Raw genomic sequence first — 20,284 nt, 5'->3', positions numbered from 1 at the left:
ATTAGCATCGCTAATTGGCTTTTGTATGTTTTAAGTCTGGCGTTAGTTAACGTATGACTACTTATGGCCCCAAGGCACAGGCGGCAGTGTCACAGGCTTGGTTAGATCAAAGTCGACTCTAAAGTCACGATTCTCTCGCGTTAAGCGATAGGTAAACTCTGCAGGCTTAACATACATATGCCACACATTGGTGACTGATACATTTAAGCCATTGTCTCTAAAGTTATTAATTGAATATGCATCAACCGGGAAAGACTGCTCCGTGGCGCTGCCCATATCGGCTGTCATGCCGCCATACATAGTCACTTTATCTTCACTGCCATCTTTATGGCGATGGTCATGGGCGAGATGCAGGCCATACTGAGTTTTAGTGATCACCCAAGTTCGAGAGTGATCGTCACCGACATGAAACGGCACTTTTAGCACTGTGTCGCTGCACTCGCGCACATGCATAATCAGTTTTTTACCACTAAATGCGGAATCCGCAGTATTACCCGCTGTCACCGTACCCTGAAATGCTTTGCCACAATGAGCCGCTAAATTATCAAAAAAAGCAGTTTGTTCTGAAGTAACCGCCATCGCAGGAAGTGTAAAAGTCGCAGCAGCGAGCAGAGTTATTTGTGAGTATTTTGTTGTTTTCATTATTATCTCCAGTGATTTGTGACTAACCCTACCACAACGAGATAAATTTTAACTTAACAGCAGAAAAGTCCCCTCAACCAAACAGAATGCTGAGGGGGAATTGGTCGCAGGTGAACTAAAAATGCTTGAGTTCGCCCCTCCAAACGCCATGTAAAGAGGAGCTCATCAATGGTAACTAAACCTTCTCAACTCGGATTGGAATACCGTGACGGCAGTTGGCGCCAGTTCAGTAACCATTGAGCATGCTAGCAGCTTGATTACGGGTTGGATCTGCATTGGAAGCATTTGATTAAGATGCTTAACAGCAGAAAAGTCCCCTCAGCCAAATAGAACACTGAGGGGAAATTGGTTGCTGATGAACTAAACCTTCTCAACTCGGATTGGAATACCGTGGCGGCAGTTGGCGCCAGTCCAATAATCATTGAGCATGCTAGCGGCTTGATTACGGGTCGGATCTGCATTGGAATCCATTTGATTAAAATGGTTAAGGTGGCCCCTCAAAACGCCATGCAAAGAGGGGAACCGTTTTAACTAAACCTTCTCAACTCGGATTGGAATACCGTGGCGGCAGTTGGCACCAGTCCAATAATCATTGAGCATGCTAGCGGCTTGATTACGGGTTGGATCTGACGGGATCATCTGATTAATAGCAACACCACCAGCCCGCTCTTTTAAGCCTGCTAGTTTTTTGCCATTAATCACTCGGTCATCACCACCAAACCCTTTTGAATGACCGAATCCATGTGACACACATACCGCACCTTTGGCCACACCAAGGTCAGTTTGCAGCGTGCCCTCAGCAGGTTTGCCATTGGCAGTAACCAACCTGACGCTGTCACCGTCTTTAAGGTTTTGCAGCTGAGCAGTCTCTGTATGCATATAAACAAAGTTGGTTGGACTTATCTCTGCTATGCGTTTGTAAGCGACCGCATAGTTAGATCGCACTGTCGCCTTATAACTTGAAAATAGCAGTGGATATTCTGAACTTGGCCAATGACTGTCCCAACTATCACCATTCCAAAAACGATGTTCATGGTAAGTGACTGTGCCGGGGTAGTATTCACCAGAATAAGCATGGCGTACCTGCGCTACCGCTTCGTGATAAAGCTGCAAACATTTAGCCCCAGCACCTTTAATAAAGTCGCCGTCGTAGCGCTCATCAGCCACATAGTAGCCCCCACGAGATAACAGCGCCTCAACCTCTGTTGCCTCCGTAGCTGTTAGTCTTGGCGTTAACGGTTTCATTGCATAATCTAGCCCAGCCCACTGCCTATCTTCAGCTGTTACCGTTGGCAAACTTTCACACTGCGCTGCCACATTGGCGAGGTATTTAGCATGCCAATCTTCGAAACAAAGTAGATCTGCTTTAGTGCCATCTTCGCGAGCAATCGCGCCTTTACCAAAACCAGGGAGCTGCATATCCAGTGCGATATCAACCAGTAACTGTTCCATACACACATACTGACCAGCAGCGGTTTTAACCGTTCTAGGTGTCACCAAAGGCGCGGCAGCAACCACACCTAACATGTGTGAACCCCACATACGGTCAGCGGCATACTCTTCCAGCATTGAACGATCAGGAATAAAGTAATCAGCGTAGCGGTTGGTTTCATTCATATGGCAATCAATACCAATAACCAGCGGCAAACGTTTAGGATCAGCAATACTTGCGACCACTTCTTGGCTTATTGAAGCTGCGCTATAAAGGAAGTTGTTACGCCAGTTGAATAGCACCTTAGCTTGATAAGGATCACTATTGGCATGGCTAGTCCACTGCTCTGCCGCATTCATTGCCGGCAAGACTTCATGCCAAGGCGTACTTGCAGGGTAAGGGTTCTGGCCTTTGGCGACCTTTTGTTTATATTCTGTCGATGATTCATAAGCGCCATCTCGACAAGCATTAACCACACCATCGAGGCTGACACCATTGTCGATACTAGCTAAGTCGTAACGCCCTTCCATACCGCCAATCGGACCATTACCGTAAATAGCGCCGCCTTTCGCATCATGACTGCCGACTAAGGTATTTAAGGTCGCCCAGATCCATCCCATCACATAACCATCGGATGAGTTAGTACCGCCGTTACCAGCCACACAAGCTTTACGCCCATAACGGCCTAGGTCATTTGCCACTTGGCGCATATCTGCAACTGCAATACCAGACTTAGCGGCATACTCTTGCATGCTGGTGCGTTGTGATTCCTCTCTGAGTAGATGCAGTGAAGAAGCAAGAGTAACTTTACGTCCAGCATTGTCTTTAAGGGTTTTCCTAACAAACAACTCCGCTTTATCACCACTTTCTGCAGAGACAAACTCTTGGCTACCCGCTTTAATAATGATCGCTTCGTCACCTTCTAAGCCAAAGTCTTTTGCTTTGGCAAAGCGGCGATATTGCGGGTGCTTTGGATCAACAATCACTAAATGACCAGCATTAGTATAGTTGAGCTCACCAGCGGCCTTAGCAGCCTGCTCACTAGCACCTTCAAGATGAGTTTTATTAAACCAACCCTCTTCCAGCATAGTGCGGATAACACCAAAAGAGAATGCTGCATCTTGTCCGGGTTTGACAGCCAACCAAGTCGCATTGGTGTCTGCCGCCACGGTGGTGCGCAGCAGAGGATCAACACAAACATACTTGAACTTTCTATCGACTCGGCTATCGGCGAGGCCGCGTCCAACACGGTTTAAGCTCGCGCCCGAAGACCCAGGGCTAGTGCCCATAAACAGACCGTACTCAACATTTTCCCAATCAACATCATTGAGCCACTCTTCAAAGCCTGCCGCCATCCCCAAACTGTAACCCGTTGCTTGAGCGGCACCACAATAAGCATGCTTAGTGCCTAGATTACTTGTACCCCATGATTGCTGCATAAAGCGAGCGTAAAAGCTGCCACGCAACGTGTCTTCTGCACAGTAAGTGGCAAAAAGGTGGTTAGCCGCCGAGCCAAACTCTGGGTAGCCCGGCTTTACGGGTTTATCGAGTTGACGCAGGCTACGTAAGCCTTCAACGTGGCCTTCACCAAATAGATCGCCACCAGCTAAAATCTCTTGTAGTGCTTGCTCGTAACTAATAGTGACCCATCTACCTTCACCACGCTTACCGTCGCGCTTGAGCACTTGGGTGACACGGCGTTCATCATCGACAGAGTCGGCACAACTTGCCCCTTTCGCACAGGTTGTAGCACGGTTTTCTAGCCCCTTCTCTCCCGCTAAGGCGATATAGCTTTGCTTAACACTGGTTTCAATTGGTAGCGGTGAACCGGAGTTGTTTTCACAATATGGGTTACCGCCGACTTTTAAGATCTTGTCATTTTTAGCATCGACACGGACTCGCAGGCCACAAATGTTATAGCAGCTAAAACAGCGTGAGTATGCGGTACGCACACCTGCAGTTTGCTGCCATTCACCATTAGCATCTTGCTGACACTCAGGCGGGATCGGATGGCCGAATCGGCTCACATCTTGACTACGAGCAGGATGTATCGAGTTGGAGTTATCACTGCAACCAACAGTTGCCGCAGCGACAGAAACAACGCCTGCCTGCGTTAAAAATTTACGTCTATCCATTACCAGCTCCTAGCGTTGCCATTCGAGGAAATTAAGTGACAAAATCTGTTTATCCTGTGGCTGTTCAGGCAAACCGATATAAAAGATATTTGGTTTAGTCCCCTCTCCTGCCAACATGGCATACACCTTATTATCAGCAACCAGTTTTGAGACTGTGCTATTTGGGTCATTCAAATCACCAAAGCTGCGTGCCTCGCCAATGCAGGTTTCTACACAGGCAGGCAGCAGTCCCGCTGATACACGATGAATACAGAAGTTACATTTTTCTGGAGGAGTCTCTAAGCTTTCATCTTTACGTCTTGCCCCATATGGACAAGCATCGACACATAACTGGCAGTGAATACACTCGTCATGATCGATCACCACAATGCCATCTTCTTCGCGTTTGTAAGTTGCCTCAGCAGGGCAAACATCAACACAAGGAGGGTTATCACATTGATTACATTGATTAGGTACCGCAAGCGTCGCTAAACCGGTGCTGGTTTCGAGTGCCGCTTGGTTGACACGAGTTCGACAACGGCCAGCCTCAGTTTGGTTTTCCATTGCACAGGACACAGTACAAGATAGACAGCCTGTGCAACGGCGAACATCAAACACCATAGCCAATCTTTTTCCAGCGGTTTTAGCTTGAAGTTGCGCGCTAGGGATAAGAGTCAACATTGCTCCACCAGCGGCCATTTTTAATATGGATCGTCTATCCAACATATTCTTTCCTTATTGTGAATGCAGTAATTAATACTCATCGCACTTATAAAATCTATTTTTAAAATACACTTAAAAATATAAATATATAAACAAAGGAACAATTAAACCTGTAAATATCAAGTAATGGTCACAATAGAAAAATAATTTAATATTTAATGAAATTAAATCAAGAGATAGATTTAGGACAAAGTTCACATTGTAAAAATATTTATATATTTGATGAAATTAAATATATAGATAGGTTTAAGACAAGACTCACATAACAAAAATAGCTAGCTAGACTTGTATCACGCTTTTATCACCCCCGCTCAACAAACAAAAGTAAAGCATTGATTGGCAACGAATTACAAGCAGTCAGCACTTAAGCCACCACATGGTACTAACGTGCAAGTTAATAACGGCTCACAGATAAATTAATTATCCAGAGTAAATATCACTATGTGATATTTGCGAATATTAATATGTAAAACTCGAGAGCTAAATCAAAAATATAAAAACAAGCTTTTAAAAAGTGTGACTTATAACACTGAATATCGCAACTCTTAAATAGATTATATAAACCACACAAAACGCAGGTGATTAACCCATGAATAAAATAGACCAATTAAATTACAATCAATTAAAAGTATTTATTGCAATATATGAACATGGTCAAAGTCACCAAGCTGCAAATGAGTTAGGTATGACAGCCTCGGGCGTCAGTAGAACCTTAAAAATATTAAGAGACATATTTAAAGACTCTCTTTTTATCAGACGCTGCTCTGGTTTTGTCGCTACCGAGAAAACCCACCAACTTATTCCTATGGCAAAAAGTCTAGTCGAACAGTATCAAAAAATTGAGATGCAACATTCTGTATTTACCCCTGCGGAATCAGGAGGCCAGTTTGTTATCCACGCCTATGATGAATTTGTTTATGCGGTACAGAAAGTGGTTCGCAATGACATTCTAAAAGAAGCACCCAACTTAAGGTTTGATGTTCGGGTACTGACTCATGATTGCTCCACTGAACTTGCCAATGGCGATATGGACTTTGTGGTCGTTTATGAAGGCTTTAATGCTAAAAACCTTAATTATGAAATGTTCTCTGAAACTGACAGCCTCTACATCTTGGCCCAGCGTGACCACCCTATTTTCCATCAAACGATTACGCTTGAAAACCTCTCTCGCTACGCCTGCTTAGAGATTGATAACTACGACGATCTCGCCTGCCCACTATTGGTCAATTTATGTCGTGAACAAGATCTATGCATGGAAGTAGAAGGTTATACCGACAGCCTAGCATCAGCAATGCGCTTACTCAGCGAAACCGACGCTATCACTTTGAGCTGCAACCAATTTACACGCCAATTCGTCAACATGTTGCCAGATATCAATTACATAAAATTACCAGATGACTTGGCACAAAAATGCCGAGTTCGTCGGCGTGAAAACCGTGAGATTGGTAACTATGTCTTGTTCGGAGATACCAATCATTCGGCTGCATTCAACTGGGTCAAATCCAAATTAATTTGCGGGCTAGAAAGAGAATGGCGCATAGCCAGTGAAGCCTAGCGTTATATCCACAGGGGAAGTCAAAGGCGGGTCGATGAGAGACCTAATTTTGCATTTAAAGGAGCTAAACCAGAACCAAAACAGCGTGTGACCGAGTGAGTGATTTGCTACGCCTGAAGCCAAGTCACTGACAAAGCAATATCAATGTCGTCAATGCGAAAAGAATAAGTAGTGAATTAACACTATCAAGATGGGGAAAACATATGAAAATTAACAGACGCACCTTCCTGCAGGGAGTTGGAGCCAGTTCTGTTGTCGGTTCTTTGTCTGGCTTAGTGCCAGGTATAGCTACTGCAACAGAACGCGGAGGCGCACCAGACAAGATGCTTAAACGTGAGGGTAAAATCGTTTATCACACTTGTCAGCGTAACTGTGCTGACCGTTGTCTGCTGAAGTTTACCGTTCAAAATGGCCGAATGACCTATGTCGAAGGCGCATCAGAGATGAAAAAAATGGGAACATCTCCGTGCGTTAAAGGCCACGCCTACGTCCAGTATACTTATGCTGCCGACCGCATTTTGCACCCTATGGAACGAGCGGGAGCAAAAGGTGAAGGTAAATGGCGCCGCATCAGCTGGGATGAAGCTTACCAAAAAATCTCTAGCCGCTTACAACAAATCATCAAAGAGCATGGCGCTGACTCCATTTTGCCATACAGCTATTCAGGCCATGAAGGCGTTATCGGTAAATACGGCGGACCAAGCCGTTTCTTTAATGCAGTTGGTTCTCGCAAGCTAGATCGTAAAGTGTGTGTTTTCGCCGCTTATGAAGGATTGAAGTCTGTTACGGGTACTTACCAAGGCCCAGATCCCTACGACAACATTTACACCAACTGTTATATCTCTTGGGGGCAGAACGAAACTGCCACTAACGTGCATGGCATTAAGTTCATTAACCAAGCACGCGACAAAGGCGCTAAGCTATTAGTTGTCAACCCAGTGCGAACACCTATCGCATCACAAGCTGATATCTGGCTACAACCAAAACCAAGTACCGATACCCATCTTGCGACGGGGATCATGAAGTACCTGATTGAAAATAACTTAGCCGATACTCAGTTTATTGAAGCTAACACTATTGGTTACCAAGACCTGCTTAAACGCGTAGACGAAATGAGCTATGACGAAATAGAGAAGGTTACCGGTGTACCAAGAGAGAAGATGTTTAAGTTTGCCAAAGTTTACGGTGAATCTGAGCTCTCTGTGATTCGCCTTGGTTATGGTATGCAGCGTAACTACAACGGTGCACGTATGTCGCGCGCGATTGCGATGATGCATGCCGTTGCGGGTCAATACGGTAAAATTGGTAATGGTTTCGTTTACGATAATACCCAAGCCGATGACAGCTTAAACTACTCTAAAGGCCGTGCGGATCATATCCATCCAAATGGCGACACCGTGGGTCATGTGAACATGACGGAGATTGCTAAAGCGATTCATCCAACAAACCCAACCGCTTACGGTAAACCTATCAAGCCAATTAAGGCTGTCATCAACTACAACGGTAACTTTGTATCAGTCGCACCAGACTCTAATGCCTGTCGTTTAGGCGCCATGCGTGATGATCTGTTCTTAGTCGTGCATGACTTCTTAATGACAGATACCGCAGAACTGGCTGACATTATTGTGCCATCGACTACCCAGTTTGAGTTCCCAGATATGGGCACCGACTACAACTGCTACCACATGCAAACTTCTGAAAAAGTGATTGAGCCTTTAGGTGAGTCTAAAGACAACTGGATCTTCTTTAAGGAACTTGCCGCTCACATGGGACTGGATCATCACCCAGAGATGCGTGTTGATTATGAACAGATCCTACGTGACTTCTTAGATACCGAAGAGCCAGCATTTAGACACAACAACATCACTTATGAGCAGATCATTAAAGAGAAGTTTGTCACCGTCTATGATCAACGCCCTTACTTTGGCGACGGCAAGTACAAGACGCCAAGTGGCAAAATTGAGTTCTACTCAGAGATGATGAAAGAGGCGGGCTACCACCCAGTCATCGACTTTGGTTTGCCAGAAGATGAGATGACCCCAGAAGAGAAGAGCTTGCCATTCCGCATGCTATCTCCAGCGATCCCTCAGCGTGCTAACAGTTCGTTCTACAACGTGAAGTACATTCGTAACTTCCCTGCGTACTTCGCCAAAATTAACACCGAAGATGCTAAAGCGCTTGGCATTAGCAATAACGACAGAGTCAGACTCAGCAACCACCGAGGCGAAGCATACTTTGTCGCCCAGGTTTCCAGTCAAGTGGGTCGCGGCACCGTAATGGCACCAAAGAACAACTGGCGTCGTATGGATCCGCAAGGTAAAGCCAGTTGCACCAACAACCTCACCACCGACAAGTTAACCGATATGGGCGGCTGTTCAGCCTACCACTCGACTAATGTCGCGATAGAAAAAGCCTAAGGAGTAAAAGATGTCTATTAATCAAAAAGTGGGCTTTGTCTTCAGACAAGAAAATTGTGTCGGTTGTGGTGCTTGTACAGTGGCCTGTCAAATTCACAATGAGCTTCCTGAAAACCATCGCTTCCGTAAGGTCGATCGCTATGAAGTGCAGCGCGAAGATGGCGCAGTTGATGTGTGGCTATCCCACTCTTGCATGCACTGTGAAAACCCAGCTTGTTTGATGGTTTGTCCAGCAAAAGCTTACCACGTTAGAGACGACGGTATTGTAGTACTAGACCGCGAGAAATGTACGGGTTGTGGCTTATGTGCCAGCGCCTGTCCTTATTCAGCAGTCAGTATTCGCGAAGATGATGGCAAGGCCGACAAGTGCAACATGTGTGTTGAACTTCTTGACCGTGGCATGAAGCCAGCTTGCGTCACCGGTTGCCCGGTTCAGTGTATTGAAACAGGCAATATCGATGAGGTGTTAAAGCGACCTTCAGCAAGTAAAGAAGGTATCGGCTACGGCGATTGCATCACGAAACCTAACATGGTGATTATTAAGGAACGCGCATAATGACTAGCCAATATGGTCCAACGGCAACGGCTTACTTTGCCTTTAAGTCGATGATTTTCTTTCCATCTAAGGCAGAGGCGTTAAACGGATTAATCGCGTATCTCGAAGCGAGTAATCCACAAAGCCCTTTGTTAAACGAAGCAAAGCGCTTTATCGACGATGCATCTGAACTGGAGTTTGACTTCAATCGCATGTGTATTGGGCCATATAAGTTGTTGGTTGCTCCCTACGAGGGAGTCTACCGCAGCGGTAATCATGTCATGAATACAGACGAGACCGTCAGAGTTGCTGAGTTTTACCAACATATTGGCTTAGTCATTGACGAAAAATTCAATGAACCAGCCGACTTTATCGGTAACGAATTGGAGTTTCTCTACTGTGTTCACGCGTTAGCCAGTGAGCAGAAAGCAGCAAACGATATCGAAGCCTTTGAGGAACTAACGGCCATTGCCGATGAGTTTCTTACTAAGCATCTGGGTACGTGGGTCACTCCCTTCTGTGAAGGAATAAAAAACCATGCTCAACATGCATTTTGGCGCGAATTTGCTACTGAACTGCACCTTTTTGTCACTAAGCAAATGCAGTGATGGCTTAACGTTATAGAACCAAAGTTAAGCCACTATGTACTAAGCAAAAAGGTAATAGCCGTCGGTAGCTGAACTTATACCCCATCAGCTATTTGGCGGGTAGAACCAAATAGGCGACCTAAAGTCGCTAAAGGAGTTATGAATGAACAGAGCAATAAGATTGTTTAGTTTTATTGTCATTAGCCTGTTTGTCTCAACGGCAGCTATGGCTGCTGACGTTGCAACACTGCAACCTCAACAATGGCAAACAATTCAGGAACACGCTATTCCAGGTGACATCCCTGAGATCCGCGGTATGCCAACACAAGTTGAACTATTAATGCCGGCATCAGTACCAGAAGATGCCAATGAAGCTGTACTTGGTTACTTAGGTGCCACCGATAGCATCGCATTTTTAGTGTTTGCCAGCCTATTTGGCGTCATTGCGCTATTTATCATTTTTATCATGGTAAATGGTATCTCGCGTCTAGATAAAGGCTTCTCAGGCAAGATGATCAAACGTTGGTCAGGCCTAAGTATCAGTGTGCATTGGCTAGGTGCTATCGCTTGCATACTACTCATGCTAACTGGCTTAGTTTTGGCTGGCGGTCGACACTACTTTGAGCCAAGCATGAATGCGCCAAGCTGGGCATCACTGGTAGGGCTTTCAAGTGGCCTACATGAGTTGATGGCGTTCCCATTCATCTTGGGTTACCTGTTAATGATTTTGATGTGGGCACCAAAGCAGATCCCGGCAAGTTATGACTTGAAATGGTTTGCTGTTTTAGGTGGTTACCTCAATACCGGTAAGCAACACCACCCAGATGCAGGCTTTGCCAATGCGGGTGAAAAGCTGTGGTTTTGGGTGTTTGCCCTCTTTGGCGGTGTGATGGTGGTTTCAGGGCTAACAATGATGTTCCCAGAAACCTTTGTAGTGACTAAGAATACCGCTAACTTTATGCTGGTATTACATATTGTCTCTACCATCATTATCAGCGCATTCTCAGTCGTACACATCTTCATGGCAACCGTGATGTCTGAAGGCGGCATGTCCAACATGACCTCAGGTTACTGTGACGAAAACTGGGCTAAACAACACCACAACTTATGGTTCAAAGAGCTGAAGTAACTCAGCACCACTGATACCACTCGCCCACCAGCGTTAAAACTGGTGGGCAATTAAACCAAATACATTTATTCGATCTGCACCAGCTCTTGCCATTAGAGCGGGCGACTTGCTGCAGCCGAAATATAGGGAAATAGATTAATGAACACACTTAAATCACTGGTGGCTATCGCCGTTAGCCTATGCTGCGTAAATGCTTATGCTGCTGATAACAATGCGGAACTTGAAGCGCGTATTGCCAAACTTGAAAACAATGCCGCGCCATCACAGTTCAAAAATAGCCAAGTAAGCCTATACGGCTCTATTCGACCAACACTCAGTTACTTAGATGATAGCCAAGATGAAACTTGGGATGTACGCGATGCACTATCCCGTATCGGTATTAAAGCCAGCACTGAATTTGCCGACGGCTGGACCGCTATCGCTCAAGGCGAGTGGAGTGTTGATATTGCTAACTCAGGTAACTTCGGTAAAGCACGCCAAGCCTACGCTGCCATAGCGTCACCTTATGGCCAAGTCGGCATTGGTAAGCAACGTCCTGCGCAGTACACCTTAGTGGCTGAATATGTCGATATCTTTAACCACGGCAATAGCCCGTACGCTTACGACCATGAAAGCCCATTTTTCGTCGATAACTTTGTCACCTACCAGCTAGTCACTGGTGACTTCACCTGGATGGCGGGCGCTCAGTTTGATGGCGACAATGGCGATGATGCAACCGATATGGTCAACCTTGGTGTTGGCTATGACATTGACCAGCTGCACATCGGTTTAGGCTATGTCACGCAAAACACGGTTGACAGTAATAGCATCGAAGGCGACGACAGCACTGTTGGTGGCGTCGTGGCTTACACCTTCAGTAATGATTTGTACCTTGCCGTAAGCTATCAAGACAAGCAGTACAACTATGGTGCTGGCAGCATCAATAAAGATCGCAACGGCAGCACCTTAGATACCGCATTGGCCTACCCTATTTTTGATGACTACAAAATTAAACTCGGTTACTTCCAATTTAAAGATGGTATCGATGGTGCAACATCTGCAGATTACGATGGCTTCAACACCACTCTTGAGTGGAACCCAATCGACAATGTTCGCGTCCACCTAGAGTACCTAGATAAGAGCTACGATCATCAAGACAATGATCACGCGATTACTATCGGCTTTAGATACGACTTCAACCTCACGTGGCAAGGCTAGTTTAACCGCTCGTTATACCGAACGGTATTAGCAAGCTCCAACCTAAAGAGGCCATCAAGGCCTCTTTTTATTCCTGTCACTTCGGGAGAAGAACATTGTTAGGATTTAGAAAATCGCTTATCGCGTCAATGGTGACGATTGTTGCCCTATGTCTGGTGATCTCAAACTGGCTGTCTTACATCGAGATCAAACAAACGACCATTGCCAACACCAATGAAACACTCACTAATGTCGTCAAATACGAATCCAATAACATTGAAAGCTGGTTTAAAGAGAAAGCCGATGCTATTGATGCCCTAGCTCAGCACTATCAATCAGGTAGCTATCAAGACAACTATGCCAATGCTGCACGGCTTTCTACCGATGTGGGCGGCGTGGCACGGATCTACTTTGGTTTTGACGATGGCACAGCTTACTCCACAGAGACCAACAGCAAGTGGCTAAACGGCAAAGCCATACCCGAACAATACGATCCGCGAACTCGGCCTTGGTATCAGCAAGGGAAGTCATCTCACAACCTTGATGTTACCGACATTTATGTTGATGACGGCACCGGCCATGATGTAATTTCAATCCTTAAAAACCTCGGCGATGGTGTGGTGCTCGGTGATATAGAACTCACCTACTTAGGCGATACCGTCAAAGCCGTTAACTACCCAGGTGCGGTAACACTAATTACCGATCAAACCGGTAAAGTATTGGCCTCTGAATCGCCAACACTTGTCACTGGAACCCGCTTCTCAGATTTTGGCTTAGCCCAAGTGCAGCAAACATTGCTCGCTAACGACGAAGCGATGCAAGAATACACCTTAAATGGCGTCGACAAACTCGCCGTCTCCAAAGCGATTTCATTAGTGAATGGTAAGAAGTGGTATCTATTTATTGCGCTCGATAAGTCAGTGGCTTATGCCAACGTCAATCATGCGCTTTATAGTGCGGTAATCTCCTCCAGCGTCATGTTAGCCATAGCGATCAGCCTACTACTTGGCGTTTTATATCTACTTTATCGACCAATTTTATCGCTCAAAGAGATGGTAACAGCGCTGTCTACAGGTAATGGCGATCTCACTCGCCGCCTAACCGTTAACAATGATGACGACTTAGGGCAGATTTCAGCAGGCATTAACCGCTTTATCGAAAACCTGCAATCTATGATGCTTGAGGTCTTACAGTCATCAACTCATATCGCCAGCAGTGTTGAACGATTAAAGTTAGAAACAGAATCTAATAGTGCCATTTTAGTCGCCCATACCACTGAGACAGAGCAGATAGTTACCGCGGTAGAGGAGATGAGCGCCACTGCCAATGATGTCGCCAGAAACGGCGCTGAAACCGCCTCTTTCACTCAAGTCACTAAAAACCAAACCATGGATTCGAAAGCTGTCGTCGCCAAGGCAACCAGTACCGTTGCACAACTGGTGCAAGAAGTGGAAAACACCTCAAGCAATATTGAGCAAATAGACAAAGACACCATCAACATTACTCTAGTGCTTAAAGTGATCGGCGAAATCGCCGATCAGACCAACCTTTTAGCACTGAATGCCGCCATTGAAGCGGCGCGCGCTGGCGAGCAAGGCCGAGGCTTTGCCGTGGTTGCTGATGAAGTCAGAGCCTTAGCAGCCCGAACCCAAGCCAGTACCGCCGAAATAGAGCTGACGCTCAATCAACTCCGAGAAGCTTCGAATGCCGCTATGGCCTCGATGGATGCGACTAAGAATACTTGCATCAAAACCGCTGAAACCACTGAAGTAGTCGCCGCAGATCTGGATGCGATTGGCGATTCGGTCAATCAAATTAACGATCTGAATACTCAAATTGCCACCGCAGCGGAGGAGCAAAGTTCGGTATCCAGTGAGATTACTCGCAACATGTCAGCCATTAGCGAAATGGCTAGCGAACTGGCCATCAATGGTGAGACCAGCAGTAATGAAACCGTCAATCTGGCGACAGCTAACCATCAACTAGAGCTGATAGTGAGTCAGTTTAAGCTTAAGTAATCAGTCGCTGTGGCACACGGCCTTGCTTTAAGCAATCAAACTTCGTTTGATAAAGGTCGTGGTGCTTCGCCCACACCAGACCAAAAAGGGGAAAGCGCTTGCCCCCCTTTTGGATATCCCTCAGCGCCCCGGCGAAATTTAAAAATCAAAATTTCCAACGGGGGAGATAGGTGTCTGCAAGATTAGCTAATGAAATATGAATATAGGTGCTCACTGAGATACAGGTTTATCAATTTTAAAGCGCTAACCGGTTACTCAAGCGTTGATGATTTTACGCTTTTATAACCCAGTGCAGATGCGGCTGAGGCCTTCGAAAACTAGGGCGTTTTCGTAGAGTCCACAGGGATGTGTTAACGGCGAGCCTCTGCAGTATCTGTACATACGCCGACCGCAGGTCATTGGAACCACAAATACGCGACGCTACAAATATTGGCTTACCGATAATAAAAATATCCCTATCTATTTATACTTTTGACTTAAACGGATTAAATGCAAGCATTAGTGCAGCATAGGTACTTTCACTGTCTAAAGCTTCTCTCAGCGAATCCATTGCAAGCTCTACTTTGACAGCATCATAACTAGACATGGGAATATGCTTGGTTGTTGTTTTTTCTTTCGAACGGAAAACTTCTAGTTTTAACAGCACGATATCTGACCAACCAATCTAGAATTTATTTCCATACTTATAGCACTTCATTTCCGTAAGTAAATAATTAATATAGATTATATTGGTATTTCTATTTGTAATAAACCAAGTCCCTGCTTTAGAATAGCCCCTGTAGTAGTTGGTATAAGCGTTTTATTTGAACTGCTGCGATACAAATTTACCCACCCCAGTAAGTTCGAATAAACACACTTGGAATTCAGCGATGTTTTTTAAAAGAAAAAAAGAAAAAAGGCCAACACTGGCTTGGGAACGACTCGATAATAATGGCGGACCTGCATATACATTTAGAACCAAGGTGCCTGGAGGTTGGTTAGTCGCAACCCGTGAGCCTCATGGTGACGGCGTTGGCAGTGGAGCCACATTTCTGCCTGACCCAAATCACCAGTGGAACGGCTATTCACTCGGTCAAGAAGAGCTAGAACAACAAGAGATCGAGCAACAAGTTCCAGAAGCTCCTTGCGCAAAGTGTAAAAAGTTAACCAATCACATCGTTGCCGGCCAATATAAATGTGGCTGGTGTGACTAGTTCGCCATCTCCTTGGCAGCTCATCTCGTCGTTTAGGCCGAATAATTGGGGCAAAGTAATATTGACTGTTATGCCCCATAAATAACATTGACTACTAAGGTTAATGGCGCAAATCTTGACTGCCTACTATGCTAGATTTGATTTACATGCAGATCATTGCAGTACTTCTGCGTAATGACGAATGACTGGTGGTCATTTTCTCCCCCCTACGCTAACGCTCATAAATTTAGGATAAAATGTCATGGACACGCTACAAAATGCAGCAGATAACAATCCGATAATGGTCGTGGTTAACATCCAGTCAGAGCATACTTCACAAGCAGAGCTGTACACTATCACCCTCAGTTTAGTCGATAACACCCGCGAAGAGTCTGGCTGCCTCGAATACAACTGCTATTGCAACATTGATGATGACAGCGTCATGGAAATGATACTTTTTAAAAATACCGCCGCCCACAAAGCACATATGAACAGCCCGCATGTGTTAGCGTTTCAAGAGAAATACCAGCCATTAAATCTGCAATATCGGGTGCAGCGAGTAAATTACACGTCGTAAAGATGTGATCTTTTTAGCTACTAGCTAAACTTCACTGCAAACTCATTCGGCCACAAGTCCGTTGCAAAACCACCAAACTATATAGCCTTTTAGCAAGCGTTTACCACTGATAAAACGCAACAACTCATTAACAACTAACTGTTTGTTATTTATAGATTAATCTAGTAGCATCCCCGCCATAGATATTCGCTTTCCTCTCTTACATAAGTCAGATTTTTCATTTAACAGGACGTTAGAATGGACTCATTTCCAAAATCTCAGATTATCGAATTCAACCGCAAAGATATCGCCAGTATCGAGCAAGCCTTAATCACATACCAAACAAAGCTCGCAGCGCATCAAGCCTTCAAAAATAGTCAGTTTGATATTGCATTCATGGACAATAGCAGCGGCCAACGTCAGCACCTTCAGTTTGCAGATACCGCACAAGCAGAGCTCGCACTGCAAGCATTGAACCTCACCCCTGATGGCGGCTACAACCTACAAGATATAGTGACGGAAAAGAGCAGCCTGTATATTTCAGAAGCCCTGCTATTCGCTATTACCCTTGAACATGACGCCCTAAAACCACAGCTTCGTCACACCGCGCAAGCTATGGTTAATTATGCTCGCTATGAAAATGACACCAGCGAGATGTGGGTCGATGATATGCGGGTTTTCGGCGCCGAAGCCCTGTTTATGATGGCGATGCAAGATGCTGAAGATGCGATTTATCTGGCGCAGTTTTTTATCCCCTACTGGGATGATGAGCATGCCACTGGCTATGAGCATATGCTGCTCACTCTGCTGCGCCATCACGGTTGGTGTGACGCCATGATGAGAGCATTTGTCTGGTGTGATAATAGCGCCTTTCGCTTCGCCTTTTATGGCAGCCACTGGGAAAGCACCACCGCAGAATATCAGCCGCTGGGGGAGTTTTTGCAGCAAAACCCGCTGCAATATCCGCGTTTTATTGAACTACTCAAACAGCGTTTTGCTGCGCAGCCGATGCTGGTTGAGAACGAAAGCGAAGATTTAGATAGCCAAAAGCCAATACTGGCAATTTATCAAAGTTTATTTCCCGAGTTTTGCAGCTGGGAGGATGAAGAGGTAAGCCGTCAACTCGGGCGTCATTTTATTAATTACACGCTTGAAAATGAGGCAATGGATTTACAGCAACAGCTAGAAAATGAACTCGATAGCCCACTATCGGCCTATGCTCAAAGTGTCTTCCAGCGGCAAGAGGAAGATCGCCGATATGACCAACTCAAGGAGGAGCGACAAGCCGAAATGGGTGGCACCCATATGCTAACGGATTTCATCGCCACTTTAGACAATAGCGATGCACTGTTGAAATATGTGGTACTCAATGAAAATCCTGCGATTCTCGAGACTATTGAGCCCTTTGATATTTGGGCACATTGTAAAATTCATGCTCCTTCGCTTTATGATGCAATGGATGAGGCTTGCTGGGATAGAGGCAATTTAGACAATCTGCGTGAGAATATACACGAAGTACTTAGCTATCCAGCCAACGATCTACTCGAAGATGAAGAGTGCTATTTTGATGTTGAGTTTGAGCAAGGGGTTATTTGTAAAGCTTACCTAAGCCCAGGTGAAAACAGTATTAGCCATGTAAAATCTGCGCACATAATGCTGCGGTTTGTCGATATTTTCTATCGTGTTTTAGGTCAGAAAACCTTATCGGCAGAGCTATGTGAAATGCTCACCGGTGAAGGTGACTATCAGCCGATAATGACCACTGAGGCTTACTATGCGCGCTTTGACCCAGCCCCCGCGGCGGCGGAAGGCGAACTCAGCAAACATGATAAACGTAAACTAGAGCAGATTATCGACGGCTTTAGTGATATGGACGAACCCGTCACATTGGCCATGCTGCAGCAAGCCGACAATCTATTCAAGCAACGTACTTGCTATGATATTAACTACTGGTCTGAAGATAATCTTGGCACTGATGCGCTCAAAGCCTACCTACTGCTACAAGATACCAGTAACCACATCGATGATACCTATACTGCGGGGCTAAAAACAGGGTTAGGTAAAGCATTTGAGCGGGCTGTAGCTTTGTTGCTGGAACGTGCCGAAATTCAAGGCGAAGGCCACTTTGAAGACAAGGGCTTTAACCCGGTTGAGCTTGAGCAAGTCAGAAACTATTTCACTAAGGATAAAGCAGAACTTAGCCAAACTGAGATAATCGCACTGTTTGATCAGCATCTGCACCGAGATGACGTATGTCGTCAATCTGATCTGTATTTTCCTAAAATCAGTGACAAGCAGATTAGCTACCACTTTTTCAAAGATTACGATGATGACTACCAGCGCGTTGCCATTATGTGCTTTTGGCTAAAACAGGTACCCACTGCTGCAGGTCAAATTGCTGAGCGATTATGGCAGCTGTTGATCACCATGGCGCCAACGAAGATGATCCACCATATGGGCCGTCTTTATAGCTGCCATGATTATCGTTTAAAGTTCGACAATCAGCTCGATGAAATTAACTTTTACCAGCTGCTTAATCGCCAAGGTATCGCCGAAGATTACACCTTAGCTTATCAAGTCGAACAATCTATTGGCAGCAGCAGTCGCCAGAGTGAATACCTTGCGCTAATTGATTTGATGGAAGAGACCATTCCCGCTAATGCAGCCCAAGCAGGCATGATAGCGGCTAGCAATAGAGCGCAAGCACACGCTTTACTGCGAGGCTTAGATTATACCTATCAGAGCCATAAGCTCGATTTCCATCAAGATGTGGCACTACGCTTCCCAGAACTTCCTTTTCAGTTAGACGCTGACTTACGCCAATGTTTAGCTGACTTTATCGCTCTTAATAGCCGCTCATGGGAAAGTGTTATTGCGCATCAATTTAACGCATCGGCACTGTATTTCGATCACGCAACCGACATCAGTGACCTACCGAAAAAGTTGCGTTTGCCATTTCGTTTGCACCCAGATGCCGACATCAGTCAGCCGCGTCATTGCAATAATATGAGTTGGATCAATGCCACCATTGCCCAGCGAGTTGGCGATGAATTGTTGATCTTGGTACTCGATAAAGACGCAGCCAACTACGACCACCTCTATATCGGTGGCCAGCTACTTATTTTAGACAGCGATATCGATGCAGCTACCGTTATTGACGCTGTGCAACAACTACCAGAGCAGGCTGAACGCAAACAAACTCTTGCAGCTAGCCTATGGGCTTACTTACAGGGAGAAACCTGTTATGAGGACTTTGCGCCGGTATTTAATACCTATTTAACCACTGAAACAGTTGTCGGTATCGATCAATATCGTTGTTATAGCGTAGGCCAGTTCTTATGGCGTATCGATGAGCCACGCCGCGAGCGACTCATGCTGTTGCTTGCCAACCATAGTTACAGAGCCTACAAGGTGATTATCGAGCAGATGGTAACGGCACAAATGGATCAACAAGTCAGCCAAGGGAAAATCGATCTAGCGACTCGTTTTGACTTAGATAGCGATGATTATGAGCAGAACGCTTACAAGCAGCTGATGGATTGGTTATTTAGCCATGATGTAAAGCGTGAACTCATCGTACTGTTTGCCATAAAAAACTACCACAATTGCATGGGAGATTATCTGGCGCAGCTTGCTCGCAGTGGTGAACTTAAGCCAATGCTGGCTTACCTGCACGTAAGCAATCGCGCATCATTAGTGGACATTTTAGCTGAACAAGCCGACGCCACCGAACTGCTAACGATATTTAAAGGTGAGAAATCCCGCCAAGTGCGCGATCGCATTGCTGCTGCCACCCCTATGGTGCAAACCTAAAACCATTGCTAATAGCCAAGGCTGCGCCTAAAGGTCATCTGTCGATGTCGCTTTAGGCTTCAATCAAACCAAGCTGCTGACTTTTCAGCGGCTTGATTTTTTACTTTGTCGTCGACATACATAGACACCATCGCCAATGCTGCAGCCAACGCACCTAAGTCATCAGAAAAGCCCACTACTGGGGTTAAGTCGGGAATGGCATCAATAGGTGCGATGAAATAGGCCAGCGCACCAAAGATGACCGTTTTAGCCCACTTAGGCGTATCTGGCCGCTGCGCCGCGTAATACAAACACAGCGCATTATCGATCACTTCACGGCCGGCTTTTTTGGCAAACTGCTTTACCTTCAGCCAAAAGTTATCGTCGCTGTAATCTGAGTTATTTGGGATATCTGAATTATCTGCCATTACCCACT

General features: G+C 45.6%; 15 protein-coding genes. 10 read left to right on the top strand and 5 right to left on the bottom strand.

All coding sequences use genetic code 11. The features are described 5' to 3' along the window. Positions 1 to 57: 57 nt before the first annotated feature. The 3 genes from AB4135_RS12695 to AB4135_RS12685 all read right to left on the bottom strand — a co-directional run bounded on the left by AB4135_RS12695 (position 58) and on the right by AB4135_RS12685 (position 4,914). Positions 58 to 642, bottom strand: a complete 585-nt coding sequence (locus AB4135_RS12695; RefSeq protein ID WP_371993353.1) for a hypothetical protein — start codon at positions 640 to 642, stop codon at positions 58 to 60. A gap of 531 nt (positions 643 to 1,173) precedes the next feature. Further along, a complete protein-coding gene (locus AB4135_RS12690; protein WP_371993351.1) occupies positions 1,174 to 4,209 on the bottom strand; it encodes a molybdopterin-dependent oxidoreductase in 3,036 nt (1,011 codons plus the stop codon). Positions 4,210 to 4,218: 9 nt separating this feature from the next. Next, positions 4,219 to 4,914, bottom strand: coding sequence for a 4Fe-4S dicluster domain-containing protein (locus tag AB4135_RS12685; protein WP_371993350.1), 696 nt, complete (start codon positions 4,912 to 4,914; stop codon positions 4,219 to 4,221). A gap of 586 nt (positions 4,915 to 5,500) precedes the next feature. On the opposite strand from AB4135_RS12685, the gene AB4135_RS12680 reads away from it, so the two are divergent. From AB4135_RS12680 to AB4135_RS12650, 7 genes are all read left to right on the top strand, one after another. Beyond that, on the top strand, positions 5,501 to 6,466 hold the full coding sequence (locus AB4135_RS12680) for a LysR family transcriptional regulator (protein WP_371993348.1): 966 nt from the start codon (positions 5,501 to 5,503) through the stop codon (positions 6,464 to 6,466). 203 nt (positions 6,467 to 6,669) lie between these two features. Further along, entirely contained in the window at positions 6,670 to 8,883 is a 2,214-nt protein-coding gene (locus AB4135_RS12675; RefSeq protein ID WP_371993346.1) for a molybdopterin-dependent oxidoreductase, read from the top strand. 10 nt (positions 8,884 to 8,893) lie between these two features. After that, positions 8,894 to 9,439, top strand: a complete 546-nt coding sequence (locus tag AB4135_RS12670) for a 4Fe-4S dicluster domain-containing protein (protein WP_076412353.1) — start codon at positions 8,894 to 8,896, stop codon at positions 9,437 to 9,439. Continuing rightward, entirely contained in the window at positions 9,439 to 10,026 is a 588-nt protein-coding gene (locus AB4135_RS12665; protein ID WP_371993344.1) for a molecular chaperone, read from the top strand. The genes AB4135_RS12670 and AB4135_RS12665 overlap by 1 nt, the downstream gene beginning before the upstream one ends. Positions 10,027 to 10,168: 142 nt before the next feature. Beyond that, the gene (locus AB4135_RS12660; RefSeq protein ID WP_371993342.1) at positions 10,169 to 11,134 is read left to right on the top strand and encodes a formate dehydrogenase subunit gamma; all 966 of its coding nucleotides are present in this window, start codon (positions 10,169 to 10,171) and stop codon (positions 11,132 to 11,134) included. A 138-nt stretch (positions 11,135 to 11,272) separates the two neighbouring features. Then, positions 11,273 to 12,331 carry a porin gene (locus AB4135_RS12655; protein ID WP_371993340.1) on the top strand — a complete coding sequence of 353 codons (1,059 nt, stop codon included), beginning with the start codon at positions 11,273 to 11,275 and terminating at the stop codon, positions 12,329 to 12,331. Between the two features lie 128 nt (positions 12,332 to 12,459). Then, the gene (locus AB4135_RS12650) at positions 12,460 to 14,328 is read left to right on the top strand and encodes a methyl-accepting chemotaxis protein (protein WP_371993508.1); all 1,869 of its coding nucleotides are present in this window, start codon (positions 12,460 to 12,462) and stop codon (positions 14,326 to 14,328) included. 463 nt (positions 14,329 to 14,791) lie between these two features. Here the strand turns inward: AB4135_RS12650 and AB4135_RS12645 are convergent, their stop codons facing one another. Then, on the bottom strand, positions 14,792 to 14,914 hold the full coding sequence (locus AB4135_RS12645; RefSeq protein WP_371993338.1) for a hypothetical protein: 123 nt from the start codon (positions 14,912 to 14,914) through the stop codon (positions 14,792 to 14,794). A gap of 283 nt (positions 14,915 to 15,197) precedes the next feature. On the opposite strand from AB4135_RS12645, the gene AB4135_RS12640 reads away from it, so the two are divergent. The 3 genes from AB4135_RS12640 to AB4135_RS12630 all read left to right on the top strand — a co-directional run bounded on the left by AB4135_RS12640 (position 15,198) and on the right by AB4135_RS12630 (position 19,869). After that, positions 15,198 to 15,521 carry a hypothetical protein gene (locus AB4135_RS12640; protein ID WP_371993336.1) on the top strand — a complete coding sequence of 108 codons (324 nt, stop codon included), beginning with the start codon at positions 15,198 to 15,200 and terminating at the stop codon, positions 15,519 to 15,521. Positions 15,522 to 15,762: 241 nt separating this feature from the next. After that, a complete protein-coding gene (locus AB4135_RS12635; RefSeq protein ID WP_371993334.1) occupies positions 15,763 to 16,077 on the top strand; it encodes a putative quinol monooxygenase in 315 nt (104 codons plus the stop codon). Between the two features lie 237 nt (positions 16,078 to 16,314). Then, on the top strand, positions 16,315 to 19,869 hold the full coding sequence (locus tag AB4135_RS12630; RefSeq protein WP_371993332.1) for a hypothetical protein: 3,555 nt from the start codon (positions 16,315 to 16,317) through the stop codon (positions 19,867 to 19,869). 59 nt (positions 19,870 to 19,928) lie between these two features. Here AB4135_RS12630 and AB4135_RS12625 read toward each other — a convergent pair whose 3' ends face one another. Continuing rightward, the gene (locus AB4135_RS12625) at positions 19,929 to 20,276 is read right to left on the bottom strand and encodes a YkvA family protein (protein WP_371993330.1); all 348 of its coding nucleotides are present in this window, start codon (positions 20,274 to 20,276) and stop codon (positions 19,929 to 19,931) included. Positions 20,277 to 20,284: the final 8 nt, after the last annotated feature.

The organism is Shewanella sp. 10N.286.54.B9 (genome assembly GCF_041468565.1).
In the GTDB taxonomy this organism is placed as follows: Bacteria; Pseudomonadota; Gammaproteobacteria; order Enterobacterales; family Shewanellaceae; genus Shewanella.
Note: the sequence above shows the minus strand (reverse complement) of the source record. Positions and strands in the feature narration are given on the sequence as shown.

Bases quoted from the DNA above. Each gene is read 5' to 3' on its own strand.
- AB4135_RS12695 (WP_371993353.1), bottom strand. From the start codon at position 642: ATGAAAACAACAAAATACTCACAAATAACTCTGCTCGCTGCTGCGACT.
- AB4135_RS12690 (WP_371993351.1), bottom strand. From the start codon at position 4,209: ATGGATAGACGTAAATTTTTAACGCAGGCAGGCGTTGTTTCTGTCGCT.
- AB4135_RS12685 (WP_371993350.1), bottom strand. From the start codon at position 4,914: ATGTTGGATAGACGATCCATATTAAAAATGGCCGCTGGTGGAGCAATG.
- AB4135_RS12680 (WP_371993348.1), top strand. From the start codon at position 5,501: ATGAATAAAATAGACCAATTAAATTACAATCAATTAAAAGTATTTATT.
- AB4135_RS12675 (WP_371993346.1), top strand. From the start codon at position 6,670: ATGAAAATTAACAGACGCACCTTCCTGCAGGGAGTTGGAGCCAGTTCT.
- AB4135_RS12670 (WP_076412353.1), top strand. From the start codon at position 8,894: ATGTCTATTAATCAAAAAGTGGGCTTTGTCTTCAGACAAGAAAATTGT.
- AB4135_RS12665 (WP_371993344.1), top strand. From the start codon at position 9,439: ATGACTAGCCAATATGGTCCAACGGCAACGGCTTACTTTGCCTTTAAG.
- AB4135_RS12660 (WP_371993342.1), top strand. From the start codon at position 10,169: ATGAACAGAGCAATAAGATTGTTTAGTTTTATTGTCATTAGCCTGTTT.
- AB4135_RS12655 (WP_371993340.1), top strand. From the start codon at position 11,273: ATGAACACACTTAAATCACTGGTGGCTATCGCCGTTAGCCTATGCTGC.
- AB4135_RS12650 (WP_371993508.1), top strand. From the start codon at position 12,460: ATGGTGACGATTGTTGCCCTATGTCTGGTGATCTCAAACTGGCTGTCT.
- AB4135_RS12645 (WP_371993338.1), bottom strand. From the start codon at position 14,914: ATGTCTAGTTATGATGCTGTCAAAGTAGAGCTTGCAATGGATTCGCTG.
- AB4135_RS12640 (WP_371993336.1), top strand. From the start codon at position 15,198: ATGTTTTTTAAAAGAAAAAAAGAAAAAAGGCCAACACTGGCTTGGGAA.
- AB4135_RS12635 (WP_371993334.1), top strand. From the start codon at position 15,763: ATGGACACGCTACAAAATGCAGCAGATAACAATCCGATAATGGTCGTG.
- AB4135_RS12630 (WP_371993332.1), top strand. From the start codon at position 16,315: ATGGACTCATTTCCAAAATCTCAGATTATCGAATTCAACCGCAAAGAT.
- AB4135_RS12625 (WP_371993330.1), bottom strand. From the start codon at position 20,276: ATGGCAGATAATTCAGATATCCCAAATAACTCAGATTACAGCGACGAT.